This is a genomic window from Vagococcus sp. (assembly GCF_036639995.1).
In the GTDB taxonomy this organism is placed as follows: Bacteria; Bacillota; Bacilli; order Lactobacillales; family Vagococcaceae; genus Vagococcus.
Genome location: NZ_JAVWHO010000010.1, coordinates 1 through 26,547, shown reverse-complemented (window position 1 = coordinate 26,547; position 26,547 = coordinate 1). Strand labels below are relative to the sequence as shown.

The 26,547-nt window shown below is 34.4% G+C and carries 21 protein-coding genes; 18 read left to right on the top strand and 3 right to left on the bottom strand.

Annotated features, from left to right (window positions below; genetic code table 11):
* On the top strand, window positions 1-1,578 hold the full coding sequence (locus RR554_RS04720; protein ID WP_332462910.1) for a peptide chain release factor 3: 1,578 nt from the start codon (window positions 1-3) through the stop codon (window positions 1,576-1,578).
* A gap of 52 nt (window positions 1,579-1,630) precedes the next feature.
* Window positions 1,631-4,984, top strand: a complete 3,354-nt coding sequence (locus tag RR554_RS04715) for a CDP-glycerol glycerophosphotransferase family protein (RefSeq protein WP_332467520.1) — start codon at window positions 1,631-1,633, stop codon at window positions 4,982-4,984.
* 85 nt (window positions 4,985-5,069) lie between these two features.
* Here the strand turns inward: RR554_RS04715 and RR554_RS04710 are convergent, their stop codons facing one another.
* Together RR554_RS04710 and RR554_RS04705 are read right to left on the bottom strand one after the other, a co-directional pair.
* Complete coding sequence (locus RR554_RS04710; RefSeq protein ID WP_332462908.1) at window positions 5,070-5,387, bottom strand: DUF1827 family protein; 318 nt, start codon at window positions 5,385-5,387, stop codon at window positions 5,070-5,072.
* Between the two features lie 200 nt (window positions 5,388-5,587).
* Window positions 5,588-7,780 carry an ATP-dependent Clp protease ATP-binding subunit gene (locus RR554_RS04705; protein ID WP_332467519.1) on the bottom strand — a complete coding sequence of 731 codons (2,193 nt, stop codon included), beginning with the start codon at window positions 7,778-7,780 and terminating at the stop codon, window positions 5,588-5,590.
* A 190-nt stretch (window positions 7,781-7,970) separates the two neighbouring features.
* Between RR554_RS04705 and RR554_RS04700 the strand changes: the two genes are divergently transcribed.
* The 11 genes from RR554_RS04700 to clpX all read left to right on the top strand — a co-directional run bounded on the left by RR554_RS04700 (window position 7,971) and on the right by clpX (window position 19,057).
* The gene (locus RR554_RS04700) at window positions 7,971-8,153 is read left to right on the top strand and encodes a hypothetical protein (RefSeq protein WP_443081216.1); all 183 of its coding nucleotides are present in this window, start codon (window positions 7,971-7,973) and stop codon (window positions 8,151-8,153) included.
* A 171-nt stretch (window positions 8,154-8,324) separates the two neighbouring features.
* Window positions 8,325-8,591: a phosphocarrier protein HPr gene (locus RR554_RS04695; RefSeq protein WP_332462906.1), complete on the top strand. Its 267-nt coding sequence runs from the start codon at window positions 8,325-8,327 to the stop codon at window positions 8,589-8,591.
* Complete coding sequence (ptsP, locus tag RR554_RS04690; protein WP_332462905.1) at window positions 8,591-10,315, top strand: phosphoenolpyruvate--protein phosphotransferase; 1,725 nt, start codon at window positions 8,591-8,593, stop codon at window positions 10,313-10,315. Before RR554_RS04695 ends, ptsP begins: the two co-directional genes overlap by 1 nt.
* A 201-nt stretch (window positions 10,316-10,516) precedes the next feature.
* A complete protein-coding gene (locus RR554_RS04685) occupies window positions 10,517-11,539 on the top strand; it encodes a glycosyltransferase family 4 protein (RefSeq protein WP_332462904.1) in 1,023 nt (340 codons plus the stop codon).
* A 15-nt stretch (window positions 11,540-11,554) separates the two neighbouring features.
* Window positions 11,555-12,766, top strand: a complete 1,212-nt coding sequence (locus RR554_RS04680) for a glycosyltransferase family 4 protein (protein ID WP_332462903.1) — start codon at window positions 11,555-11,557, stop codon at window positions 12,764-12,766.
* A 14-nt stretch (window positions 12,767-12,780) separates the two neighbouring features.
* Complete coding sequence (locus tag RR554_RS04675; RefSeq protein WP_332467518.1) at window positions 12,781-13,818, top strand: lysylphosphatidylglycerol synthase transmembrane domain-containing protein; 1,038 nt, start codon at window positions 12,781-12,783, stop codon at window positions 13,816-13,818.
* 77 nt (window positions 13,819-13,895) lie between these two features.
* On the top strand, window positions 13,896-14,762 hold the full coding sequence (locus RR554_RS04670) for an NAD(P)-dependent oxidoreductase (RefSeq protein WP_332467517.1): 867 nt from the start codon (window positions 13,896-13,898) through the stop codon (window positions 14,760-14,762).
* A gap of 98 nt (window positions 14,763-14,860) precedes the next feature.
* Window positions 14,861-15,094, top strand: coding sequence for a YkuJ family protein (locus RR554_RS04665; RefSeq protein WP_332462900.1), 234 nt, complete (start codon window positions 14,861-14,863; stop codon window positions 15,092-15,094).
* A gap of 177 nt (window positions 15,095-15,271) precedes the next feature.
* The gene (locus RR554_RS04660; RefSeq protein WP_332467516.1) at window positions 15,272-16,204 is read left to right on the top strand and encodes a hypothetical protein; all 933 of its coding nucleotides are present in this window, start codon (window positions 15,272-15,274) and stop codon (window positions 16,202-16,204) included.
* Window positions 16,205-16,308: 104 nt separating this feature from the next.
* On the top strand, window positions 16,309-17,592 hold the full coding sequence (tig, locus tag RR554_RS04655; protein WP_332462898.1) for a trigger factor: 1,284 nt from the start codon (window positions 16,309-16,311) through the stop codon (window positions 17,590-17,592).
* A 214-nt stretch (window positions 17,593-17,806) separates the two neighbouring features.
* Window positions 17,807-19,057, top strand: a complete 1,251-nt coding sequence (gene clpX, locus RR554_RS04650) for an ATP-dependent Clp protease ATP-binding subunit ClpX (RefSeq protein WP_332462897.1) — start codon at window positions 17,807-17,809, stop codon at window positions 19,055-19,057.
* Between the two features lie 49 nt (window positions 19,058-19,106).
* Here the strand turns inward: clpX and RR554_RS04645 are convergent, their stop codons facing one another.
* A complete protein-coding gene (locus RR554_RS04645) occupies window positions 19,107-19,370 on the bottom strand; it encodes a LysR family transcriptional regulator (RefSeq protein WP_332462896.1) in 264 nt (87 codons plus the stop codon).
* 191 nt (window positions 19,371-19,561) lie between these two features.
* On the opposite strand from RR554_RS04645, the gene RR554_RS04640 reads away from it, so the two are divergent.
* The 5 genes from RR554_RS04640 to RR554_RS04620 all read left to right on the top strand — a co-directional run bounded on the left by RR554_RS04640 (window position 19,562) and on the right by RR554_RS04620 (window position 26,040).
* Complete coding sequence (locus tag RR554_RS04640) at window positions 19,562-20,455, top strand: phosphate ABC transporter substrate-binding protein PstS family protein (protein WP_332462895.1); 894 nt, start codon at window positions 19,562-19,564, stop codon at window positions 20,453-20,455.
* A gap of 80 nt (window positions 20,456-20,535) precedes the next feature.
* A complete protein-coding gene (locus tag RR554_RS04635; protein ID WP_332467515.1) occupies window positions 20,536-21,243 on the top strand; it encodes a response regulator transcription factor in 708 nt (235 codons plus the stop codon).
* The gene (locus RR554_RS04630) at window positions 21,240-22,991 is read left to right on the top strand and encodes a sensor histidine kinase (RefSeq protein ID WP_332467514.1); all 1,752 of its coding nucleotides are present in this window, start codon (window positions 21,240-21,242) and stop codon (window positions 22,989-22,991) included. The genes RR554_RS04635 and RR554_RS04630 overlap by 4 nt, the downstream gene beginning before the upstream one ends.
* A gap of 127 nt (window positions 22,992-23,118) precedes the next feature.
* Window positions 23,119-23,553 carry a CopY/TcrY family copper transport repressor gene (locus RR554_RS04625; protein ID WP_332462892.1) on the top strand — a complete coding sequence of 145 codons (435 nt, stop codon included), beginning with the start codon at window positions 23,119-23,121 and terminating at the stop codon, window positions 23,551-23,553.
* Between the two features lie 27 nt (window positions 23,554-23,580).
* The gene (locus RR554_RS04620) at window positions 23,581-26,040 is read left to right on the top strand and encodes a heavy metal translocating P-type ATPase (RefSeq protein WP_332462891.1); all 2,460 of its coding nucleotides are present in this window, start codon (window positions 23,581-23,583) and stop codon (window positions 26,038-26,040) included.
* Window positions 26,041-26,547: the final 507 nt, after the last annotated feature.

Sequence of the window (26,547 nt, the reverse complement as noted above, 5' to 3'; positions counted from 1 at the left end):
ATGGGGTTTAATCAACAAAAAGAAGTCGAACGAAGAAGAACATTTGCCATCATTTCCCATCCGGATGCTGGTAAAACAACAATTACAGAGCAATTACTTTTGTTTGGGGGCGCTATTCGAAGTGCTGGTACAGTTAAGGGAAAGAAAACAGGTAATTTTGCGAAATCTGACTGGATGGATATTGAAAAACAAAGAGGGATTTCTGTTACAAGTTCTGTGATGCAATTTGATTTTGATGACAAACGTGTCAATATCTTAGATACACCAGGTCATGAGGATTTCTCAGAGGATACATATAGAACGTTAATGGCTGTGGATAGTGCTGTCATGGTTATTGATAGCGCTAAGGGAATTGAAGCGCAAACGAAAAAACTTTTCCAAGTATGTCGTATGCGTAATATTCCTATTTTTACGTTTATTAATAAACTAGATAGAGATGGCCGTGAACCATTAGAATTATTAGAAGAGCTAGAAGAAGTACTAGAAATTGATTCTTATCCAATGAACTGGCCAATTGGTATGGGAAAAGGATTTGAAGGTATTTATGATATCTTTAATAATCGAGTTGAAATCGCTCGACCTGAAAAATATGATGGCGAGAGATTCTTACCATTAAATGAAGAGCATGATTTAGTAACGGATCATCCATTAAAACAACTCTCTGTTTTTGATCAAGTAAAAGATGATGTGGAGTTATTAATTGAAGCAGGAAATGAGTTCTCAGAAGAAAAAATTGCTAAAGGTGAATTAACACCTGTGTTCTTTGGGTCAGCTTTAACAAATTTTGGGGTAGAAACATTCCTTGAAACATTCTTAAAATTTGCGCCACAACCAACAGCTCATAAAACAAAAAATGAAGAGGAAATCAGCCCATATAGTGAAGACTTTTCAGGATTTGTTTTTAAAATTCAAGCCAATATGAATCCTGCTCATCGCGACAGAATTGCGTTTGTCCGAATTTGTTCAGGTTCATTTGAGCGTGGCATGGATGTTCATTTGTCTCGTGAAAGTAAAAAAATAAAATTAAATAATTCCACTCAGTTTATGGCAGATTCTCGTGAACAAGTAGAAGAAGCTGTTGCTGGGGATATTATTGGGTTATATGATACTGGTACTTATCAAATTGGTGACACTATCTATACAGGTAAAGAAAAAATTGAATTTGAAGAGTTACCTCACTTTACACCAGAGTTATTTATGCGTGTTACTGCTAAAAACGTAATGAAACAAAAATCATTCTATAAAGGGCTATATCAATTGGTACAAGAAGGTGCCATTCAGTTATATAAAACTTATTTAACAGAAGATTTTATTATCGGTGCAGTTGGACAGCTTCAATTTGAAGTGTTTAAACATCGTATGCAAGGTGAGTACAATACAGAAGTGATTATGGACCCAATGGGAACTAAAATTGCGCGTTGGATTGATCCAGAGCAATTAGATGAAAAAATGAGCTCAAGCCGTAATATTTTGGCAAAAGACCGTTTTGACCAGCCTTTGTTCTTATTTGAAAACCAATTTGCAATGCGTTGGTTCGCTGATAAGTATCCAGAGGTAGAGCTTAAGAGTTTATTGTAATAACTTAAAATAACCAAAAAGAATTACTAATGTTGAAAGGATTATTATAATAATGGCAATAAATGAAGTGAAAAAAAGATACAAAAAAATTAAAAATCAATTATTTCCAAGTATGCATCAAAAAATGAGGCTTCATTATGCTGCAAATTACGATTCTAAAGCAATTGATGATTCATTAATTCTATATGAAACTCGTGATGGTAAGTCAATTGTTGACTCACCTTATGCGATGTTTTTAGAGTTAGCAAGAAATGAAAAGTATCAATCTTATAAACATTTATGGGTAGTCAATGAAAATGTTGAACATATAGAAAATAGTATCCCAAAAGATTTACGGGATAAAGTGACCTTCATTACTCGAGGAACATTACAGTATGTTGACGCGATGCTTGAAGCCAAGTATTTAATTACGAATTCAACGTTTGAATCTTTTTTTGTTAAAAGAGAAGGTCAAATTTATATTAATACTTGGCACGGAACACCATTAAAATATATGGGATTTGATATTCCAGGTGCTGTTAATCATTCTCAAAATGTCTTACGTAATTTTTTAATGACAGATTATATTTTATCTCCTAACAAACATACTTCGGATATCTTTATTAATAGTTATAAACTAAAAGGAATTTATGCTGGTCAAATTGTCGAGGGTGGTTATCCAAGAATTGATTTTACACTGACTTCAGATAAAGAAGAGGTTCAAAGAAAAATTGAATCTCATGGTGTATTTATTAATAAAGAATTACCTGTTTTACTTTTCTCTCCAACTTGGAAAGGAAAATCGGTGAATAAAGCTGAAGATGACATTGAGCAAATTATTAATGAAACATTAACACTCGTTGAAAAATTTTCAACTCGTTATAATGTGCTGGTAAAAGTGCATCCCTTTATTTTTTCGAAGATGAATGAAAATGAAAGAGTAGCACCATATCTTGTTTCTGATTTGGTTGATGCTAACGAAGTTTTATCATTGGTTGATGTTTTGGTAACAGATTATTCAAGTATCTTTTTTGATTTCTTAGTGACAAAAAAACCAATTATTTTCTACTCTTGGGATAAAGACTTATATCAAGAAAATCGAGGTATGTACTTACCAGATGGTGATTTACCAGGTCCTACAGCAGAGAATTTAGATGAATTAATTGGATTGATAGAAAACGTTAATGAATCTTCTATAAAATATCAGGATAAATATCAGCGTTTAGCTGAAAGAATGACACCTTATGATAACGGCCAAGTAACAAAAAAATATATTGAGTATATTTTTGAGAAGAAACAATCAGATGAGTTAGTTCTTTATAATGTTAATAGTGATAAGAAAAAATTAGTTATTTACCCTGGCGGTATGAAAAATAATGGAATTACCTCTAGTTTACTTAATTTAGTCAATAATATTGATTATGATTTATATGAGGTTACAATAATAACGAATTCTACTAGAAATGCTGAAATTAACAAGAATTTGAGAGCTCTAAATCCTAATGCACGAGTCTTATTTAGATTTGGTGTCAATATTTTAACAAAAGAAGAAAGAGATATTGATAAAAAATTTATGGCATTTGGTGTGTCAAAAGAGGAAAGAAATCTCTATCCTGAAAAAGGTTATCGTAGGGAAATGAACCGAGTGATGGGAAATTTGTCTTTTGATGTGGCTATTGATTTTAGTGGGTATAGTTATTTTTGGGGTAGACATATTTTAGCGACAAATTCAAAAAAATATGTTGCCTTTATGCATAATGATTTAATGTCTGATTCTATGCGAGAAATTAATGGAAAAACACCAATGAAAACTGATTTACATGGTCTGTTTTCTATTTACTATAAGTTTGATAAACTTCTGAGCGTGTCACCGATGACAATGGATGTTAACTTCGAGAATTTAAAAGAATTTGTAACAAAGGATCAAATGTCTTATGTTTATAACTCGATTAACATTGATCAAATTTTAAATTCTAAAAATATTGAAGAAACAAAAGAAGAAGCAATTAAGATATCCATTTTTAATTCGTTGAAATTAGTGAAAGAAACAAGCCGAGTTAAAAGCTTTAAAAATGTGGATGCCATTATTAATGGTGTGTTTTCAGAAGTGATGTTGACTAAAGAATCGAGTGTGGTTCAACATGCAACGTGTTGGGTAGAAGAAGTTAGATATAGTAAAGTAACGGTTGCTGGTATGTATGAAGGTTGGATTGCAACTGATTATTTCATTCCACGTCCGTTTATTGTTGAGAAAATTGAAAACAAACATCTTTATGGAACGGTAACTAAAGCTCTTCATTTTCCAATATGGAAAGAGTTACGCTCAAATTCTGAAACTGATCAGATTGTGGCTTATGCAAGGCATTTCAAAGGACGTTACTTAGAAGTGACTAAAGCAGCTTATACGGAAAATGGTATTTATTATTTAGTTCACTACAATGGTAAACAAATTGGCTGGATGTCTCCAAAGCCCTTAATGCGAGTTCATAGAGTTGATCCATTGCAATTACTTCACCTTCGTTATAGAAAGAAAATGAAGCAAATGGAAGAGTTGAAACCAGTTGTTTATAGTGAGAAAGTAGAGAACAACCTTGAATTATTTGCTAAACTTAGAAAAGACCAAAAAGCTTCTATTTGGCGAGATCCAGGTATTTTAATTGATGCTTTTGAGTTTCCTGTTCCTGATGATTACTATGAAACAGCATTTAAAGTTAATCAATTAACAACTTTCTCTGACCAAGTTCATTGCCGTTTAACTTTGGAAGATGGTAGTTTTGTTGGTTATATCAATCAAGCAATGGTTGAGATGATTGATGAAAATGAATTTAATCATTTAGTTCATGATGAAAATGAGGAATATGGGCTAAGTATTTTACCCAAGGTAGATTTAGCCATGCAAAAAATACCAAAATTTGATGCTTCTTTTATTAATTTTGTTAATATGGGCCGTTTATCACCTGAGAAAAACCAAGATCGTTTGATTGAAGCTTTTAAGATGTTTAATGAGGAAGTTCCGAATAGTCGTTTGTATATTTTAGGAAAAGGCCCTCTACAAGCTAATTTAGTTAACTTAGTGCGTGAGCTTAAATTAGAAGGAAAAGTAATGCTACTTGGCCATATTACTAATCCATTTGAATTTATGAAGTTAACAGATTATTTTGTATTGCCTTCGTTTTATGAAGGTCAGCCGATGGTACTGCTAGAGTCTCTAACAATCGGTATGAAGATACTAGCTTCTAACATTCCTGCAAATATTAATGTTGTTGGAAAAGATGAAAAGTATGGTTTGTTAACAGAAGGAACTGAGGTTGAAGATATTTATAATGGCTTGAAACGAGCGTATAAATTCGATGGAAAGTTCGCCAACTTTGATTATCATGAATACAATCAAGCTGCTATGGATAATTTTTATAACGAAATTTTATAGAGATAAATATATTAACGAAAAAACCTTCTACACTGCTAACACTAGCAAATGTAGAAGGTTTTAGTTTTGATTAAGCCATTTTGAATTACTCTTCTTCTTCATCATCGTTTTTCTTCTTTTTAGGTAGGAGCATTGAAATTTCGACAACACCCTTAGCTCGTATGATATCTAAGTTTTCAGCTTCGATACCTGTACTTAATATTTCTTGTAATACAAAGTCTACTTCAAAGTCTTTGACTTCGCGGGCTTTGTTGACAATAACTACCTCGACGTGTTTGTCAGCCACACTGTGTACAACTAGAGTTTTCCCTAGTGAATACACTTTTACTAAGTTTGCGTCTGTGTTTTCTAATTGCTTTGAAACTAATACTGCATAACTGTTTGTTACATCAATTAATTTCATCTTCCTCACCTCTAACTATTATTAAAACCTATCTCGATCCACAAGTTAATTATAACATAAATAAAAAATAAAAAAGGATGGTAAAGCGCTTTTCTATTGAAAGTTTTGAACAAAAATAAATGTTATTAAAATCAAAAAAAAGCAACTTCTAACTAACCTATGGAATGTCATTGGTTAGTATAGAATGTTGCTTTTAATAGTTATTTAACTTCTTCGTGGGCAGTTACAACAATCTTGTCGTTTTCAAGAATTGCTTGTAACTGTTTAGTAGTTGGATGATCTAAATAGAAGTCAGCAATCCCGTCTTCAATCTGTTCTTGAATAACACGGCGAAGAGGGCGAGCACCCATTTTTGGATCATAGCCAAGATCAACTAATTTTTCTTTAACTTCCTCACTTGTTTCAATTCGAATGTCTTGGTCTGTTAAAAGCTCATTAACATCATCTAACATTAATGAAACGATAGATAAAAGGTTTTCTTTTGATAAAGCTTTGAATTCCACAATTCCATCAAATCGATTTAAAAATTCAGGTTTAAAGAAGTCGTTTAGTTGGCCTAATACAGACTGTGCTGTTCCATCTTTAGTTGCGCCAAAGCCAACGCTTGCTTCAACAGCACCTGTACCAGCATTACTTGTCATAATGATGAGAGTATCTTTAAAGCTAACAGTTCGACCTTTAGCATCTGTAAGACGACCATCATCTAGTATTTGTAAGAACATATGTAAAACATCTGGATGAGCTTTTTCAATTTCATCAAGAAGAATTAAGCTGTATGGATTTCTTCGAACCCTTTCTGTTAATTGACCAGCTTCATCATATCCTACATAACCTGGCGGGGAACCAATAAGTTTTGCGACACTGTGTTTTTCCATGTACTCACTCATATCAAAGCGAATCATTGATTCTTTATCGCCAAATAATTCAAAGGCTAATTGTTTAGCTAGTTCAGTTTTACCAACACCTGTTGGTCCAACAAAAAGGAAAGAGCCAATAGGACGATTTTTTTTATTTAATCCAATTCGGTTACGACGAATCGCACGGGATACTTTATCAACGGCTTCGTCTTGACCGATGACGTGTTTCTTAATATCCACATCTAAGTTTTTCATTTGTGTTTGCTCTTTTTCTTTCAGCTCACCAACAGGAATACCAGTTTTTGCTTCAACGACTTGTTCCATGTCTTCAATAGTGACGGTTGGCATGTCTTCATCAGCAATTTGAGTCTCTTTTAATTTAGTCAGCTTTGCGACTTGATCACGGTAATAAGCTGCTTTTTCAAAGTCTTCTTCTTGAGAAGCAAATTGTTTTTGTTTTTCAGCTTCTACTAAGCGTTGCTCAATGACCTTTGGATCAAGTGCTTGAATGGTTAAGTTTTTCTTTGAGCCTGTTTCATCAAGTAAGTCAATGGCTTTATCAGGCAATTGTCTGTCTTGGATGAAGCGACTTGAAAGTTTCACTGCACCAATAATCGCTTCATCTGTATATGTTACACGATGAAAGTCTTGGTACCGTTTCTGAATTCCTTTTAAAATAGTAATGGTTTCTTCTTCTGAAGGCTCATCTACACGAACAGGTTGCATCCGACGCTCAAGTGCAGCATCTTTTTCAATGATGCGGTACTCATTTAGTGTTGTCGCACCAACCATTTGAAGTTCCCCACGAGCAAGAGCTGGTTTTAAAATATTTCCAGCATCCATATTGCCATCGCCGGCATTTCCTGCACCTACTATTTCATGAACTTCATCAATAAAGAGAATGATTTGATCATTATTCTTCAATTCGTTAATCAGATTTTGCATTCTTTCTTCGAATTGGCCGCGTATGCCTGTTCCTTGTACTAAAGAAGCAACATCTAAGCGAATCACTTCTTTTTCAAGTAGTTTTTGCGGGACAGCTCCTTCGACAATTTTTAAAGCCAATCCTTCGACAACTGCTGTTTTACCAACACCAGGTTCCCCGATTAGAACAGGATTATTTTTAGTTCTGCGATTTAATATTTCGATGACTCTTGTAATTTCAGCGTCACGGCCAATGACCGGATCGATGTTACCATCACGAGCTTCTTGCGTTAAATTTTCACCAAACTCTTGTAAGATAGAGCCCACATTTTGAGTTGGAGGATTAGGAGGGCTCATTCTTCCAGCTTGAGTAGGTGGTGTATTTGGTTGAGCCTGTTGGTTTCTATTTTGTTCGGATAATTGGCGGAATAAATCGTTAAGTGAGCCAAAACCGTAAGGATCTTGCATCATACGTTCACGATGAGCTAAGTCTTCTTGTTGTTTAATTTGTCGGTAACATTGTTGGCAAAGATCAACTTGTTTCTTTTGACCTTGGACATTTGTATATAAGTGAATAGTTGCGTCATTTGTTTGACAGTTTTGACAAAGCATTTAATCACACTCCTTGTTAAATATAAATCAAACTAAGGTTTTGACCTTGTTTGACCTTTAGATATATTATATATCAAGTATGGAGATCTTATCAAGAATTTGAACTGACTTTTAATTAGTTAGTTTTTTATAGCATCAAGTATCTATATAGTGATAAAATAAAGGTATCGATGGATAAAGAGGTGAATGTTTGATGGAAACTACTTTTGAGGCAAAGATTGAGGCGTTATTGAATGGAGAAATCAGCGAGATAATTGTCGAAAAGCCTGACTTTTTTCAATTCCGAGAAGTCTGGTTAAAGCATCCAAACAAAGGTAAAATCGTCGGAGAAGCAAGTTTGGGTGGTAAAGTCATTTATAGAAAAGAGGAATGAAAAGAAAGTTGAATGTTTCAGAAGGCTTGAATAATTTAAAGGAAATAAGTTGTCACAGGTCTTAAAACATGGTATTCTTTATCATTGAAAGGGTTATTATTTTAAAAGAATTACTTTTTAGTTTTTAGCCCGAAAAATCACATTCGTATTTATAAAGGAGAATGATTAATTATGGAAAAAAAAGATTTTCATGTAGTAGCAGACACAGGTATTCACGCTCGTCCGGCAACATTATTGGTGCAAACTGCAAGTAAATTCAGTTCAGATATTAATTTAGAATACAAAGGAAAATCAGTTAACTTAAAATCAATCATGGGCGTTATGTCTCTAGGTGTTGGTCAAGGTGCTGACGTTACTATCTCAGCTGAAGGTGCTGACGAAGCAGACGCAATCGCAGCAATCGAAGAAACAATGAAAAAAGAAGGTTTATCTGAATAATGACTAAACAATTAAAAGGTATTGCCGTTAGTGATGGTATTGCGGTTGCAAAAGCTTATCTTTTAGTTGAGCCAGACTTGTCTTTTGAAAAAACAACAATCGATAATGTCGATCAAGAAGTTGCTCGTCTTTCTGATGCACTTAAACAATCAACTGTTGAGTTGCAAGCTATTCGTGATAAAGCAGTTAAAAGCTTAGGTGAAGAAGAAGCACAAGTATTTGATGCTCACTTAATGGTACTTTCAGATCCAGAATTAGTTGGAGCGATTGAAGGTAATATTAAAGATAACCAAGTCAACGCAGAATCAGCATTGAAAGACGTAACAGATATGTTCATTGGCATGTTTGAAGGCATGGTGGATAATCCATATATGCAAGAACGTGCAGCAGATATTAAAGATGTAACAAAACGAATCATGAGTCACTTAGTAGGCGTTAAATTACCAGATTTATCAATGATTGATGAAGAAGTTATCATCATTGCTGAAGATTTAACACCAAGTGATACTGCTCAGTTAGATCGTAACTTTGTCCGTGCCTTTGTCACAAACATTGGTGGACGTACATCTCACTCAGCTATCATGGCGCGTTCTTTAGAAATCCCTGCAGTTGTGGGTACAAAAGAAATTACTGGAATGGTAGTTGAAGGCGATATTATCGCTGTAGATGGTAGTTCAGGTGATGTGATTGTTAACCCAACAGCTGAACAAATTGCTGATTTTGAAGCGAAGGCTAAAGCCTTTACTGAACTTAAAGCTGAATGGGATAAATTAAAAAATGCTAAAACAGTTACTGCTGATGGCAAACATTTTGAATTAGCTGGAAATATTGGAACACCTAAAGATTTAGAGGGTGTAAATGGTCATGGTGGAGAAGCTGTAGGGTTATACCGTACAGAATTTCTATACATGGATTCACCAGATTTCCCTAGTGAAGATGATCAGTTTGAAGCTTACAAAGCTGTTTTAGAAGGTATGGAAGGTAAACCAGTTGTGGTTCGTACCATGGATATCGGTGGAGACAAAGAGTTACCATACTTGAAGTTCCCTGAAGAAATGAACCCATTCTTAGGTTACCGTGCTATCCGTATTTGTTTGGCAGAAGACGATATGTTCCGTACACAGTTGCGTGCGCTTTTACGTGCCTCAACTTTCGGTAACTTACGTATTATGTTCCCAATGATTGCGACATTACAAGAATTCCGTGATGCTAAAGCAATGTTATTAGAAGAAAAAGCTAAATTAGTAGCTGATGGTGTTGACGTTTCTGATGATATCCAAGTTGGTATCATGATTGAAATTCCAGCTGCAGCAGTTATTGCTGATAGATTTGCTAAAGAAGTGGACTTCTTCAGTATTGGAACAAATGATTTGATCCAATACACAATGGCAGCAGACCGTATGAATGAACGCGTGTCTTACTTGTACCAACCTTATAACCCTGCAATCTTACGTTTAATTAAAAACGTAATTGATTCAGCTCATGCTGAAGGTAAATGGGCTGGTATGTGTGGTGAGATGGCTGGAGATCAAACAGCTGTTCCATTATTAGTTGGTTTAGGTCTAGATGAGTTCTCTATGAGTGCAACTAGTATTTTACGTACTAGAAGCTTAATGAAACGTTTAGATTCAACTAAGATGGCAGAATTAGCTAACAAAGCAATTACTGAATGCGATACTGCAGAAGATGTTGTGGCTTTAGTTAATGAATACACTGCTGAATAATTTGTTTATCTAAAGAGGTTGATCAATTAATATTGATCACCTCTTTTTTTATTTTTTATTTTATGTAAAACATGGTAGAATGATTGATGGTTTCCTTTTTTCCATTTTTACAAGTGTGATATAATGAAAGGAAAAACTCGGGCTATAGTAGGATGTGTTAGCATCTTTTTTTCAGTATAGTGTACACAAGGAGTGAAAGAATTGCTGAAAATCAATATGTTCTCTTCCGCTGACAAAATAAAAGGTCAGGGTGTCGGAAGCGCATATAATGAGTTGGTCAAGATGTTAAACAAGCATTTTTCTACTCAATTTGACATAAAAATAAATAAATTTACAAAATCAGATATTTCTCACTATCATACTGTGGACCCCACTTTTTATATCTCTACTTTTTTCAAAAAAAGAAGAGGTTTAAGAATTGGTTATGTTCATTTTTTACCTGAAACATTAGAAGGAAGTATCGATATTTTTTCGCCTTTTCAAAAAATATTTGATGCTTATCTTATTTCTTTTTACAAGCGGATGGATCAGTTGGTAGTGGTTAATCCTTCGTTTATTCCTAAACTTGCAAAAGCCGGAATAAAGACAGAAAAAGTGACTTATATTCCTAATTTTGTCTCAAATGAGATTTTCTTTGAGGAAACAGCAGAAGAAAAGAAAGAGGCGCGCCAACAATTTGGCTTTAATGTTTCTGATTTAATCGTTTTAGGAGCGGGTCAAATTCAACAGCGTAAAGGGTTAGATGATTTTATTCAGTTAGCTAATGACAATCCAAACATTCAATTTGTTTGGGCGGGTGGTTTTTCTTTTGGAAAAATTACTGATGGTTATGATCGTTATAAAAAAGTGTATGACAACCCACCTAAAAATCTAAGATTTACAGGTATTATTTCTCGATCAGAGCTTGCGAAATATTATAATATTGCAGATGTTTTCTTGTTGCCTTCATTTAATGAATTATTTCCAATGTGTATTTTGGAAGCCTTTAACACAGGAACACCTGTGATGTTAAGAGATTTAGATTTATATCATGCCATTATTGAAGATGATTATATAAAAACAAGAGATATTAAAGAAATGCAAGAAGCACTTGATAGCATTTTTTCTGACAAGGATAAGTTAATTAAATATAAAGAAAAATCACAAAAAGCGGCTGTTTTCTATTCAGAGGAAAATGTTGCTAAGATTTGGTTTGATTATTACAGTCAAAGTATTAAAAAATAAGAGGAGGTGAGTGTTGTGAAAATTGGTTTTTTTACAGATACCTATTTTCCACAAGTCAGTGGTGTTTCAACGTCTATTCGGACATTAAAACAAGAGCTTGAAGCAAGAGGGCATGAGGTGTTTATTTTCACAACAACTGACCCAAATGTAAGAGAAGTCGAAGAAAGAATTATTCGAATGCCAAGTATTCCCTTTATTTCTTTTAAAGAAAGACGAGTAGTTGTTCGGGGGATGCTGTACGCGTATTATGTAGCAAAAGATTTAGAGTTAGACATTATTCATACCCATACAGAGTTTGGTCTAGGATTACTTGGAAAACACGTGGCAAAAGCGATGGAGATTCCCTGTGTTCATACGTATCACACGATGTATGAGGATTACCTTCATTATATTGCTAACGGAAAATTGATTCGACCTGTTCATGTTAAGCAGTTATCAAAAATGTATACGGCTCATTTATCAGGGATTATCTGTCCGAGTCAACGTGTAGTTGATAAACTGGAAGAGTATCATATAAGTGCACCTAAATACATTATACCTACAGGGATTGATGTATCTAAATTTAAACCTGTTTCTAGTGAGAGAAAGCAAGAGGTCAAGGATCGTTATGATATAACTGATGATCAATTGTTTTTACTTTCGATTAGTCGTATTTCCTATGAAAAAAATATCCAAACAATTCTTAATGGCATGCCAGAAGTTATAAAAGCATTGCCCCATGTTCGTTTACTTGTTGTAGGAGATGGACCTTATAAAAAAGAGTTAGAAAAACAAGCAACAGAACTAGGAATATTAGAGCATGTGACGTTTGCAGGAGAGATTCCTAATGAGGATATTTCGCCTTTTTATCAGGCTGCAGATATTTTCGTGAGCGCATCTGATTCAGAAACGCAAGGTTTAACGTATACAGAAGCCATGGCGGCTAACACACGAGTGGTTGCTAAGGGGAATGATTATTTAGATCCTTTGTTTGATGACTTGAGTTTAGGTGTAACCTATAAAGAAAACGAAGATTTTGCTGAAGCGCTAATTGACTATGTTGCAGGGTCATATGAAACGAACGAAGCATTAATTAAACGCAAACTGTACGAAATTTCAAGTACGGCGTTTGGTGAAAGAGTAGAAACGTTTTACCACGAATCGATTTTATATTATCAAATCCATCAAGAAGATGAGGAGACAACAGATGATGACGGTCTAAGTTCTCTTCGTATTTTTAAAAAATAGATAAGAGGTAGTCGATGAATAGAAAAAATAGTATTTATTTAGGGATTGCCTTTTTACTTGGGTTTATTGTCATCTGGAATGAACTTAGAAAAGTTAGCCTAAATGAAATATACACAGAACTTATCTCGATTCAGTGGTTATGGCTGATTGTTGCTGTATTTTGTATGTTACTTCATTGGGGTATTGAGGCAAGAATTACCCAACTTTTTTTAAAGCGAAGTAATCCAGAATATACGTATAAAAATGCCTACCGAATCCCTTTAATCGAGCATCTTTTTAATGCGATTACGCCCTTTTCAACAGGAGGTCAACCAGCTCAAATTGTGACTATGGGTAAATCAGGTGTAGACTATGGTGTGGCGGCATCTGTTTCGTTAATGAAGTTTATTGTGTATCAAGTATGGATTGTTTTTAATTTTATTTTTTGTATTATTTTTGGGTTCAAATGGGTATCTGATAGTTTACAAAATTTATCCTATCTTATTTTAATTGGCTTTAGCATTCATTTCATTGTGGTGTTTTGCTTATTGATGGTTATGTTTTGGCACAAACTAACGCAAAATATTGTTAATGGCACGTTTTTCTTTTTAGCTCATTTTAAACTAGGAAAACGATTAGCTAAATTTCAGCAACCAATTCTTGATAAAATGGAAACATTCTATGAACAAAGTCGTTACATGAAAAATCAATCCAGATTAATCATCAAAACAAGTATTTTAACCATTCTTCAACTGTTAATGTATTATGTGGTGCCGTATTTTGTACTACTAGCTTTAAATACACCTGATGTGAATGTCTTTAAGGTGATTGTTTTTCATGCCTTTATCGTGATGATTATCTCTCTTTTTCCGATTCCTGGTGGAACAGGAGGGGCAGAGTATAGTTTTACCTTATTGTTTGGTACCTTTATTTTTGTTAAAGGGAAACTTGTCTTAGCTATTTTTTTATGGCGAATTGTTACGTATTATATGGGCATTATTTTAGGTTTACTAGCATTAGTTGTAAAACCAGTGCCATTAAATAAAATTAAAAGGATTAAAACAAGAGCGTAGATGCTAATTTGTTTTAATCCTTTATTATTTGTTCAGGCTTGTCTATAATTGAAGTATCAAATGAAGAGGTGAAGCGAATGAAAAAAATTGGTTTTATCGGTACAGGTGTTATGGGAGCATCCGTTGTGATACACTTGTTAAATGCAAAGTATGAAGTAACTGTTTATAATCGCACAAAAAGTAAAACAGATGATTTAGTTAAATTAGGGGCAACGTGGCAAGAGACTCCTCAAAAAGTAACTGAAGCAAGTGATATTATCTTTAGCATGGTCGGTTTTCCAACAGATGTGGAAGGTATTTATTACGGAGAAGAAGGGGTTTTTAAAGCGGATGTAGCTGGAAAAATCTTAATTGATATGACAACTAGTACCCCTTCTCTTGCCGGGAAAATTGCTGAAACAGCGTCAAGTTTAGGAGCATCAAGTTTAGATGCCCCAGTATCTGGTGGGGATTTGGGCGCTAAAAACGGCACACTAACTACGATGGTTGGTGGTGATCAAGATACGTTTAACCAAGTGGAAGAAATATTAAATGTGTTTAGTGGAAAAGTGAATTTCCAAGGAGCACCTGGTAGTGGACAACACACAAAAATGGCTAATCAAATCATGATTGCTGGCACAATGACAGGTATGACAGAATTATTAGTGTATGCTAAAGCCGCTAATTTAGATGTGGAAAAAGTTTTAGATACAGTGGGCGGAGGAAGTGCTGCTAACTGGTCATTAACTAACTATGCACCGCGTATTTTAAAACAAGATTATACGCCTGGCTTTTTTGTGAAGCATTTTGTTAAAGACTTAAATATTGCTTTAACAGAAGCTGAAAAAATGGGTATTGATTTACCGGCAACACAAAAGGCAAGAGATCTTTATGAAAGCTTGATAGATAAAGGTTTTGAAAATGATGGCACCCAAGCATTGATTAAACTATGGTGGAATAATTAATTTTTTTCTATTTTCCTAAAAAAAAGTGATATTTTAAATGCATGTTAGGTAGCTTTCTGTTACAATAAGACAGTAGAAATTTGAAGGAGGCTTGCTCTATGAAAAATTCTCAACTAACTGCAATCCTTAAGAGATTGAGTGCAATGGTCGAGGCTGAAGATAGTGAAGTTCAAGTTCGCCGTTTTGAACGTGAAGGACAAGAGCGATGCATCGTAACATTTGACAGCAGCAATGAAATGTTCGAACTAACAGAATCTAGTACTCAACAGGTCTATCAATTTGATGATATTGATTTAGTTGCATTAGAAATCTTTGAACTGTTACAAGACTAGAATTCAAAAGAGCAAACTAAGATAGAAAGCACTAATATATTTTTTATGAAAAGCGTAAGTTTATTAGTAAAAGGTGATATGTCGTGTGATTAGTCAGAAAGTTCGCTAATTCAAAAAAAGAGAGTGAGACAATTTTGTCCGCCCTCTTTTTTTTATACTGAGTCAGGAGGAAAAAAGATGCTTGAGATGCCTGAAATGTTTGAGCGATATATGTCGATTGGTAAACAAGAGTATGAAAAAGGTGCCTATGAGGTGGCAATGGATCATTTTGAAAAAGCGTATGAGCTAAAAGATGACCTGTTGGCTAATGTTTTTTTGACTAGGTCTTTAATGGCTCTTGAAGATTACGACAAAGCGTTTCAAAGAATGTCGGAGTATAAAGGAGCTTATTTACTGAATCGTGATTACCAAGATACTTACTTCGAATTGTTAATTAAGAAACAGTTTTTTTTAGAAATCGAAAAATTTTTCTTATTACCATCTATCGAAGTGAAGGATATTTGGTTAAAAAAGTATGAGGTTGCCAAAAATTATCAGCTTGTTATTAATGAAACAGCTTTTGAAGAGATGAAAGAACAATTTAATCAACTACCCAACATTCCTTTTTGGGAACAAAAGAAAACATTAGGATTAATGAAGTATTTTCCAAAAGAGGTGTTTGTGACTCTTACTAAACCATTATTAGTAAGTGAAGAGCTATCTGTTTTATTTCGAAATGACTTAGTTAATCAATTGGTTCAACTAAAAATTACGACACCACTTTCTGTTCTGACGTGGGAAAAACAGATCAAGACATTTATTCCTAGTGACTATTTAAGCTTACAGCAAAGTTGTCAGGAAAGTGTGGTACTTCAAAAGGTAAGTCATTTTTATACAGAAAATAATCCAAGTTTAAAAAAAGAAATGATGCAGTTAATAAAGCTTCATATAGGTTATTTATACCCGTTTAATAACGAGGTCATGACACCAACGGAAGACTGGGTGAAAAGTTACATGCAACCTTATGCCAGAATAGATGCAATAGAGGAAGGTAGCAAAACGTTAGAAGACATTTATGTCTATCAAAAACGTCTAGAAAAAGAAGTCGCTAATTTAGGGATATTTCAGTAAACAATCGAAGGAAAAATGTTTACAATTATTGACCTTTAGTGTAAGATTGTAAGGTATGTAAGGAAGTAAAAATAAGAATATTAGATAATTTGGAGGTACAGATTATGTCTGCAAAATGGGAAAAAAAGGGAACTAACGATGGGATTTTAACATTCGAAGTTTCAGAAGATAAAATTGAAGAAGGCTTAAAAGCTGCATTTAACAAAGTGAAAAAAAATATTAGCGTGCCAGGATTCCGTAAAGGAAAAGTATCACGTCAAGTATTTAACAAAATGTACGGTGAAGAAGCATTGTATGAAGATGCTTTAAATCACGTATTACCAGAACTTTATAGTGCTGCAATTGATGAAGCAGGTTTAGAACCAGTTTCTCAACCAAACATCGATGTTGTTAGCATGGAAAAAGGTCAAGCATGGGTAATCACTGCTGAAGTTACTGTAAAACCTGAAGTTAAATTAGGTGAATACAAAAACTTAACAGTTGAAAAACAAGACCGTGAAGTAACAGATGCGGATGTTGAAGAAAACTTAAAACAAAAACAAGCTAGCCAAGCTGAATTAGTTATTAAAGAAGACGAAGCTGCTGTAAATGGCGACACTGTTGTTATTGACTTTGAAGGATTCAAAGGCGATGATGCTTTTGAAGGCGGAAAAGGCGAAAACTATTCATTAGAATTAGGTTCAAATTCATTCATTCCAGGCTTTGAAGACCAATTAGTTGGAACAAAAGCTAATGACGAATTAGACGTAACAGTAACTTTCCCTGAAGAATATCAAGCAGAAGACTTAGCTGGTCAAGAAGCGGTATTCAAAGTTAAAGTACACGAAGTAAAAGCAAAAGAATTACCAGAATTAGATGATGAATTTGCTAAAGACGTTGATGATGAAGTTGAAACATTAGCAGAATTAAAAGAAAAAATCAAAGCTGACTTAACTGCAGCTAAAGAAGAAGCAGCTAAAAATGCTGTTGAAGAAGCAGCTATTGCTCAAGCAGTAGAAAACGCTGAAATCGTTGAATTACCACATGTAATGGTTCATGACGAAGTTCACCGCGGTATGAATGAATTCTTAGGAAATATGCAACAACAAGGTATTTCACCAGAATTATACTACCAAATGACTGGTACAACTGAACAAGACTTACATGAACAATTTGAAGGCGAAGCTGAAACAAGAACTAAAACTAACTTAGTGATTGAAGCAATTGTTGCTGCTGAAAAATACGAAGTATCAGACGAAGATATCGATGCTGAAATTAAAGATTTAGCAGAACAATACGGAATGGATGAAAAAGCTGTCCGTGGTGCGTTAAACAATGACATGTTAGCTCATGACATTAAAATGAAACGTGCTGTTGATGTTATTACTTCAACTGCTAAAGAAGCATAATTTTAACGATATTTAGATATTAACGAATGAGGCTGGGACTAACTCCCAGCTTCTTTTATTCTAAAGAGATAATAAACAAAAACAAAGATTTCTTATGTTCGTTTTAGGAACCACTGCCTTTTGAGTGCATCAATGAATGTATTGTGTTAGAATATACGGGATAGATGGTAAGTAGGGCTGAGTAATAAGCCTTTGTTCAACAGGAGGGAAGCACATGTACGATAATACAGATGAGAATAATGAAGTTCGTTGTTCTTTTTGTGGAAAATCGCAAGATGAAGTAAAAAAATTAGTCGCAGGTCCTGGTGTGTATATATGTAATGAATGTATAGATTTATGTAAAGAAATCATTGATGAAGAAATTCAAGATGAGATGGCATCAGATTTGATTAACGTATTAAAACCACAAGAAATTTTAGAAATTTTAAATGAATATGTTATTGGTCAAGAAAGAGCGAAAAAAGTCTTGGCTGTGGCAGTTTATAACCACTATAAACGTGTTCAACAAATGACTCTTCAAGAAGAAGACGAAGAGATCAATGATGAAGTAGAACTTCAAAAAAGTAATATTTGTTTAATCGGCCCAACTGGTTCAGGTAAAACATTCTTAGCGCAAACCTTAGCAAGAACATTAAACGTGCCATTTGCTATTGCGGATGCGACAAGTTTAACTGAAGCAGGTTATGTAGGAGAAGACGTAGAAAACATTCTACTTAAATTACTACAAGCAGCAGATTATAACGTTGAAAAAGCCCAAAGAGGAATTATCTACATCGATGAGATTGATAAAATTGCAAGAAAAAGCGAAAATGTTTCAATTACTCGTGATGTTTCTGGTGAAGGGGTACAACAAGCCTTGCTTAAAATTTTAGAAGGCACAGTGGCAAGTGTTCCACCTCAAGGAGGACGTAAGCACCCACAACAAGAATTAATTCAAATTGATACTACTGAGATTTTATTTATTGTTGGTGGTGCCTTTGATGGTATCGAAACAATCGTTAAAGAACGTTTAGGTGAAAAAGTTATTGGTTTTGGCTCTAATAATAAAAAACGTGACGAAGAACAAAGTATTATGTCACAAATCATTCCAGAAGATTTACTTAAATTTGGTTTGATTCCTGAGTTTATTGGCCGATTACCAGTAATGGCTTCTTTAGAAAAATTAACTGAAGCTGACTTAGTACGTATCTTAACAGAACCAAAAAATGCCTTAACAAAACAATACAAAAAATTGTTATCTCTAGATGATGTGTCATTGGACTTCACACCTGGAGCGTTAAATGCAATTGCAGCTCAAGCTATTGAGCGTGATACAGGTGCTCGTGGGTTACGTTCAATCATTGAACATGTGATGATGAACATCATGTACGAAATCCCAACACGTGAAGACGTAGAAAAAGTCGTCATCACACAAGAAGCTGTTGTTGGTGATGGACAACCAGAATTACAAACAAAAGCTGGCTAAAAAAAGGATCTAAACTCAAATAATGAGTTTGGATCCTTTTTGTTTGTTATCATTGTTGGCTCACATGTAATTCCTTTTCCATTAACAGTAGTTGAACTAAAATAGTTTCAGCATGTTTTTTTAAAATATCTCCTTCTTTGGTTAAAGTCATTCCTCTATTAGTTCGTTTAAATAAGGTGACATTTAACTCTTTTTCTAACACAGAAATACGTTTGCTAATGGTTGATTGGCCAATTTTTAAGTTTCTGCTTGTTTCGGCTGTAGATTCGTATCGCGCAACTTCGTAAAAAATTTTCAAATCGTTTATTTCCATGAGTTTATAGCTCCTTTGGCTATTCGTTTTTGGAATAGCTGATTTATCACTATTATACAAAAATAAGGTATTTTTGTAAAAGAAAAACAAATTTGTTACTTTACCAAAGTTTTACAAAGAAGAGGGAATAGATTTTACATTGGGTTGTTACACTAGCTTCGTAATCAAAAACTAAAGGAGTTAAGACAACCATGAAAAAAATATTATTATCATTATCAACAATCGGAATTTTATTTACTTTAGCAGCATGTGGTGGCGGAGAAACAACGAAAGAATCAACAGATAAAAGTAAAAGCAAAGGTTCAACAGAAAAAGTAGAAATAACAGCAGTCGGCTCAACCGCTTTACAACCACTTGTGGAAAAAGTTTCTGAAATTTATATGACGGATAATCCTAACTATACAATTACCGTTCAAGGTGGCGGAAGTGGAACAGGGTTAACCCAAGTGTCCTCTGGCGCAGTTGATATTGGTAACTCAGATGTATATGCAGAAGAAAAAGATGGCATCGATGCAGCTAAAATTGTGGATCATCAAATTGCAGTTGTTGGTGTTGCCCCAGTTATCAACAAAGAAGCAGGCGTTAAAGATATTACTAAAGCTCAGCTAAAAGATATTTTTACTGGTAAGGTAACAAACTGGAAAGATGTTGGCGGAAAAGATCAAAAGATTGAGATTATTAACCGAGCAGCTGGAAGTGGAACACGGGCAACATTTGAGCAGTGGGGACTTGATGGAGAAGAACCTGCTAAAGGACAAGAACAAGATTCATCAGGAACAGTTAGAAAAATTGTAGCAGAAACTCCAGGAGCAATTAGCTACTTAGCCTTTTCTTATATTGATGACACGATTCAAGGGTTAGCTATTGATGGGGTTGAACCTAAGGATGAAAATGTGGCAGATAATTCTTGGAAAATTTGGGCGTATGAGCATATGTACACTCAAAAAGACGCTAAAAAAGAAGTATTAGCCTTTGTTGATTATATGAAAACAGATGACGTACAAAAAAATGTGATTAAAGAATTAGGCTACATTGCTATTTCAGATATGAAAGTTGAACGAGATTTAAAAGGAAACGTTAAATAACAAGCATTCGTTTAGAAAGCATGTTCGTTCTATGGTATAGTAAAACTGATTAGTAGAGCTATGGGAGGACGTGCTTTTTAATGAAACGAATATTAGTTGTGGATGATGAACCATCTATTACAACCCTTTTAAAATATAATCTAGAAAAAGAAAATTTTGATGTTGATGTGTGTCATGACGGAGAAGAAGCGATTCGTTTAGCTTCCTCAAATGTGTATAATTTCATCATCTTAGATTTAATGTTGCCTAAAGTTAATGGCTTTGATGTGACAAAAAAATTACGTAAAGAAAAAATCAATACCCCGATTTTAATGTTAACAGCAAAAGATGAAACAGTGGATAAAATTATCGGCTTAGAAATAGGTGCAGATGATTATCTGACGAAACCATTTAGTCCAAGAGAGCTTATTGCACGTATTCGTGCTGTTGAAAGGCGTTTAGACTTACAGGATGACAAAATTCCAACATCTACCTCTGAAAATGCGATTATTATTGGAGATTTGATGGCTTATCCCAAAGATTATCGAGTGACTAAAAATGGTGAAGAGTTAAACTTCACTAAAAAAGAATTTGAGCTGTTAATTTATTTTATGGAGAGAATCAACCGCATTATTAGCCGAGACGAATTGATGACCTCTATTTGGCAAGATGACATGTATCATCTGTCACGAACAGTGGATATTCATGTCAGTCATTTACGAGAAAAAATCGAAGATGACCCTAAAAAACCAAAATACATTAAAACGGTCAGAGGGTTTGGTTACAAGTTCCAGGAGTCAGAAGAATGAAAAGAAAAACCAAAGAATTAACCCCTAAAATTATTATTGTCTTAGTTATTGGCCTATTAGTAGGAGGTGGTTTATATACCACCTCTTTTTTTAAGACAGAAGTGTTAAACCAGCAAAAGGAAAAATTAGCCGCTGAGATTGATGTCTTGACGCCTTATTTACTTGATGAGGACAAGCTAATCATTGACGAGAAAAAGTTAGATAAAAGTATCCTTGAATCTGAACGACTAACTATTCTTGACCAAACAGGAATGATTCAGTATGACTCGACTCATCAGTCACTAGCAAAAGGAACAAGAGAAAAACGCCCAGAGGTAAGAGATATTCTTGAAAATGGCCAAACAGAAGGGTCAGCGATTCGAGATAGTCAAACTGTTGGGGAAAAAATGATATACGTCGCAAAAGGAATTTACTACGAAGGCAAGCTTGTAGGTATCTTGCGATTATCAGAAGAATATACAGGAATTACCAGTCATTTAAAACAATTTCAGCGTAATGTTTTCTTTGTTTTACTTTTGACTGGCATGATTATTTTATCCATGTATTTTTACATATTAAAACAAAGTAAAAAACCGATTCAGTTTATTCTTCCAATTTTAAAAGACGCCATAAAAAATCCAGATAAAAAACAAACTGTTGTAGATGCGCCAAGTGAATGGCAGGAGTTGTATCAGACTGTGTATGATTTAATGGATGAAGCCAATTTGCTTTATTATAAGCAGTTGCAAAATGAGAAAAAACTAGCTTTTCTTTTTGAAAATTTGGATATCGGGATTTTCATTTTAAATGATGAGCTAGATTTAGTGCTAGCAAATCAAGTAACGGAAAAACTATTTTCCAATCAAAGAAAGAAAATGAATTATGAGACCTGGTTCAATCACACTAAAATGAACGCTTTAATCAAAGAAGCTGTCAGAAGTAAAAGTCAGGTACAAGGAGATATTCAAATTAAATCGCCTAAAAATCATGATTTAAATGTGATTATCCGCATTTTGGATTCTAGTTCAATGGAATACGTAGGAATTATTTATGACGTAACAGAGGTTAAACAAGTAGAGAAAGTTCATGAGGATTTTATTAGTAATATCTCTCATGAGTTAAAAACACCTACGACCTCAATCATAGGTTTTGCTGAAACCTTGTTAGCAGGTGCGAAAGACGACCCAGAAGCATCTGAGCAATTTCTTGAAATTATCGAAACAGAAGGTAAGAGATTGTTAGCGTTAATTCAAAATATTATGATGTTACTAAAAACTGAAAAAGACATTTACTTACTAGATACAGTAGATAACGACCCAGTTCTTGTTGTTGAAGAAGAGCTTGAGCGTTACCAGTATAAAATAAAAGAAAAGCAGTTAAATATTACCTTTGATAGCTCTGTTCGAACTAAAGTATCTCTTCCAGGGAATGCGTTTCAGTTAATTGTCAAAAATCTATTAGAAAACGCCATTGAGTATACAAAAGAAGAGGATGCTATTTTTATTTACTTAAAAGAGTTGGATGAAGAAATTATTTTAACGGTAGAGGACACGGGAATTGGTATTTCTGAGGAAGACCAAAAACGAATTTTTGAAAGATTCTACCGTGTTAGTCAATCAAGACAACGTAATACTGGTGGCTCTGGTTTAGGTTTATCAATAGTTCAACACTATACAGAAATATTAGGTGGAACAGTCAAGTTAACGAGTGATGTAGGTGAAGGTACTACAGTGATTGTTCGAGTACCGATGACGGTGAAAGAAGATTAACTTTTAAAGTTAGTCTTTTTTTAAGGTACAACAATTGACAATTGTAAACTTAAGAGGTATGATAGTTTTATCAAATCAACTAAATGAAAAATTAAATGAATCACCTAATCAAGAGGAGGAAATAAAAATGACACAAACAAAAGTTGAAACAATAACTGATGCGGAATGGGAAATTATGCGTGTTGTCTGGGCAAAAAAAGAAACAACCAGTACAGAAATTATTGATATTTTAGATTCTAAAATGGCGTGGAAGCCATCAACGGTTAAAACTCTGTTATCACGTTTAGTAACGAAAAATTATTTACAAACAAGAAAAGAAGGCAAACAATTTGTTTACCAAGCTTCGGTTATTGAAGAAAATGCCGTGAAAGAAGCGAGAAATGAGTTACTTGATAAAATCTGTAGTAAAAAAATAGGCGGTATGGTTATTGGCATTGTAAAAGAAAAAGAGTTAAGTGTTACAGACATTGAGATTTTGGAAAAGTTACTAGCAGAAAAGAAAAAAACAGCTCCTAGTGAGGTAGCTTGTAACTGTATTCCCGGTCAATGCCAATGTAAATAAAGATGTAATAAAAGGAGGAACGAATAAATGAGTGAGCAAAAAACATATAGTGTAGAAGGAATGACCTGTGCTTCTTGTGCTCAAACGGTAGAAAAAGTGACAAGTAAACTACCAGGTATGAAAGAAGCTAGTGTCAATCTAGCAACAGAAAAACTAAGTGTTACATTTGACGAGACACAGTTGAAAGAAGAAGATATTATAACAGCGGTAGATCAAGCCGGTTATCAAGTTGTAACAGAAGGAACTCATCTGCAGTATGATATTGATGGCATGACTTGTGCTTCATGTAGTCAAACGATTGAGAAAGTAGTGGGCAAACTTAACGGTGTTAAAACAGCCGCAGTCAATTTAGCGACTGAAAAAATGACTGTTGATTTTGATCCATCTATTCTTAGTAGCCAGGAAATTATGAGTGCTGTAAAGGATGCTGGTTACGGAGCGAAGGAAAGTCTATCTCAAGAAGATCAAGCAGATTTAGATAAAGAGAAAAAAGAAAAACAAATTAAGAACCTATGGAAACGTTTCTGGGTGTCAGGTATGTTTGCCCTTCCTCTTCTTTATATTGCTATGGGAGAGATGGTAGGCTTACCGATACCAAGTATGATCGATCCTATGATGTATCCTGCTAGATTTGCTTTAACACAAGTATTATTAGTGACACCAACACTGATTGTTGGTAGATCATTTTTTACGATAGGATTTAAAGCTCTTTTTAAAGGACATCCAAACATGGATTCTCTTGTGGCTTTAGGTACGAGTGCAGCTGTTTTATACAGTTTATATGGCACTATCATGGTGTTACTTGGAGATAGTCATTTTGCAATGAATCTTTACTACGAAACAGCCGGTGTTATCTTAACCTTAATTACACTAGGAAAATATTTTGAAGCTGTATCAAAAGGAAAGACTTCTGAGGCCATAAAAAAACTAATGGGTCTTGCACCGAAAACAGCAATCATTATTAGAGATGACCAAGAAGTTGAAATTCAAGTAGAAGATGTTGAGCTGGGGGATATTATTGTTGTAAAACCTGGTGAAAAAATTCCAGTTGATGGTGTCTTAGTTTCTGGGACAAGTGCTGTTGATGAGTCAATGATTACAGGTGAAAGTATCCCAATTGAGAAAAAACAAGGGGATACAGTGATCGGTGCCAGTATCAATAAAAATGGTTCATTCAGATTTGAAGCAACTAAAGTCGGAAAAGATACAACTCTTTCTCAAATTATTAAATTAGTAGAGGATGCCCAAGGATCAAAAGCACCTATTGCTCAGTTAGCAGATAAAGTATCCGGTGTGTTTGTTCCAATAGTTATTGTTTTAGCTGTTCTTTCAGGATTAGTTTGGTTCTTTTTAGGTCAAGAATCTTGGATATTTGCTTTAACAATTACTATTTCAGTGTTAGTAATTGCTTGTCCATGTGCGCTAGGTTTAGCAACACCAACTGCTATTATGGTTGGGACTGGAAAGGGAGCAGAAAATGGAGTCTTGATTAAAGGCGGGGACGCTCTTGAGACAACACATAAAATTGAAACAATTGTATTTGATAAAACAGGGACAATTACTGAAGGAAAACCTGTTGTAACAGATGTTATTACAACAGAATTTATTGATAAAACGACCCTTCTTCAATTAGCAGCTTCTGCTGAAAAAGGATCTGAACATCCTCTTGGTGAAGCAATCATTCAAGAAGGTGAACGTCTGAATTTAGCATTTAAAGAAGTTACTCATTTTGAAGCCATTCCTGGTCACGGTATTGAGGTGATGATTGATAATGAAACACTTTTATTAGGTAATAAAAAGTTAATGGTGGAAAGACACATTGACTTGTCATCAATCGAATCAGACTCAGATTCACTTGCTTCGGATGGGAAAACGCCAATGTATGTTGCTAATAAAGAACATTTACTAGGTATCATCGCAGTAGCTGATACAATCAAAGAAAGCAGTATTGAGGCGATTGCTAAACTTCACCGCATGGGTGTGGAAGTAGCGATGATTACAGGAGATAACAAAAGAACAGCCGAAGCTATTGCTAAACAAGTGGGTATTGACCGCGTGTTAAGTGAAGTTTTACCTGAGGATAAAGCCAATGAAGTTAAAAAATTGCAACAAGAAGGTAAAAAAGTGGGAATGGTTGGAGATGGTATCAACGATGCTCCAGCACTTGCTCAAGCAGACATCGGAATTGCGATAGGTTCTGGGACAGATGTGGCAATGGAGTCAGCTGATATTGTGTTAATGCGTAGTGACTTAATGGATGTTCCAACGGCTATTGAGTTATCTCATGCAACCATTAAAAATATTAAGGAAAATCTTTTCTGGGCATTTGCCTACAATACATTAGGAATACCTGTAGCAATGGGAATCCTGTATGCTTTTGGCGGACCGCTACTTAGCCCAATGGTGGCAGGAGCTGCGATGAGTTTCAGTTCAGTATCAGTCTTATTAAATGCTTTAAGATTAAAGAGATTTAAGCCATCTAAATAAAAAGAAAACCTTGAGAACTCAACGAAGAGTTCTCAAGGTTTTTGTTTCAATAAAAATAAGGTTAGCGAGCAAGAGTGAATTGGATAAAGCTTAACTTATTTGTTAGTTGAACTTGTTACGTTAAAAAGGTTGAGTCTTAAATCAATATGTGTTTAAACGTGTTTCTCTGAAACGATTTATATCCTAATCAAAATGTGCTTAACGTGTTACTTCAAAAAAGTTTATGTTTAATTTATTCGTTGTTCTAAAACAGATGGTTCATTTGTTACATACTGCTTACTTTGGAGTACTTTACTGCTCTGTTAAATTGGTACAATATAGCTTATATATTGATTAAACAAAGATACTCGCCAACCTTATTTGGCACAAGTAAGGAGAGTCAAATTCCCACATCCTTTACTAAATTGAGTGACATATAAACCTTAAAATGTGTTGAAAGAAACAGATGCTTCGTACAACTCATGGAATTTATATGCTCCTTACACATTATTTATATCATGTATTTTT

Excerpts from the sequence above, each read along its gene's own strand:
- RR554_RS04720 (WP_332462910.1), top strand. The coding sequence starts at position 1 with ATGGGGTTTAATCAACAAAAAGAAGTCGAACGAAGAAGAACATTTGCC.
- RR554_RS04715 (WP_332467520.1), top strand. The coding sequence starts at position 1,631 with ATGGCAATAAATGAAGTGAAAAAAAGATACAAAAAAATTAAAAATCAA.
- RR554_RS04710 (WP_332462908.1), bottom strand. The coding sequence starts at position 5,387 with ATGAAATTAATTGATGTAACAAACAGTTATGCAGTATTAGTTTCAAAG.
- RR554_RS04705 (WP_332467519.1), bottom strand. The coding sequence starts at position 7,780 with ATGCTTTGTCAAAACTGTCAAACAAATGACGCAACTATTCACTTATAT.
- RR554_RS04695 (WP_332462906.1), top strand. The coding sequence starts at position 8,325 with ATGGAAAAAAAAGATTTTCATGTAGTAGCAGACACAGGTATTCACGCT.
- ptsP (WP_332462905.1), top strand. The coding sequence starts at position 8,591 with ATGACTAAACAATTAAAAGGTATTGCCGTTAGTGATGGTATTGCGGTT.
- RR554_RS04675 (WP_332467518.1), top strand. The coding sequence starts at position 12,781 with ATGAATAGAAAAAATAGTATTTATTTAGGGATTGCCTTTTTACTTGGG.
- RR554_RS04670 (WP_332467517.1), top strand. The coding sequence starts at position 13,896 with ATGAAAAAAATTGGTTTTATCGGTACAGGTGTTATGGGAGCATCCGTT.
- RR554_RS04665 (WP_332462900.1), top strand. The coding sequence starts at position 14,861 with ATGAAAAATTCTCAACTAACTGCAATCCTTAAGAGATTGAGTGCAATG.
- RR554_RS04660 (WP_332467516.1), top strand. The coding sequence starts at position 15,272 with ATGCTTGAGATGCCTGAAATGTTTGAGCGATATATGTCGATTGGTAAA.
- tig (WP_332462898.1), top strand. The coding sequence starts at position 16,309 with ATGTCTGCAAAATGGGAAAAAAAGGGAACTAACGATGGGATTTTAACA.
- clpX (WP_332462897.1), top strand. The coding sequence starts at position 17,807 with ATGTACGATAATACAGATGAGAATAATGAAGTTCGTTGTTCTTTTTGT.
- RR554_RS04645 (WP_332462896.1), bottom strand. The coding sequence starts at position 19,370 with ATGGAAATAAACGATTTGAAAATTTTTTACGAAGTTGCGCGATACGAA.
- RR554_RS04640 (WP_332462895.1), top strand. The coding sequence starts at position 19,562 with ATGAAAAAAATATTATTATCATTATCAACAATCGGAATTTTATTTACT.
- RR554_RS04635 (WP_332467515.1), top strand. The coding sequence starts at position 20,536 with ATGAAACGAATATTAGTTGTGGATGATGAACCATCTATTACAACCCTT.
- RR554_RS04630 (WP_332467514.1), top strand. The coding sequence starts at position 21,240 with ATGAAAAGAAAAACCAAAGAATTAACCCCTAAAATTATTATTGTCTTA.
- RR554_RS04625 (WP_332462892.1), top strand. The coding sequence starts at position 23,119 with ATGACACAAACAAAAGTTGAAACAATAACTGATGCGGAATGGGAAATT.
- RR554_RS04620 (WP_332462891.1), top strand. The coding sequence starts at position 23,581 with ATGAGTGAGCAAAAAACATATAGTGTAGAAGGAATGACCTGTGCTTCT.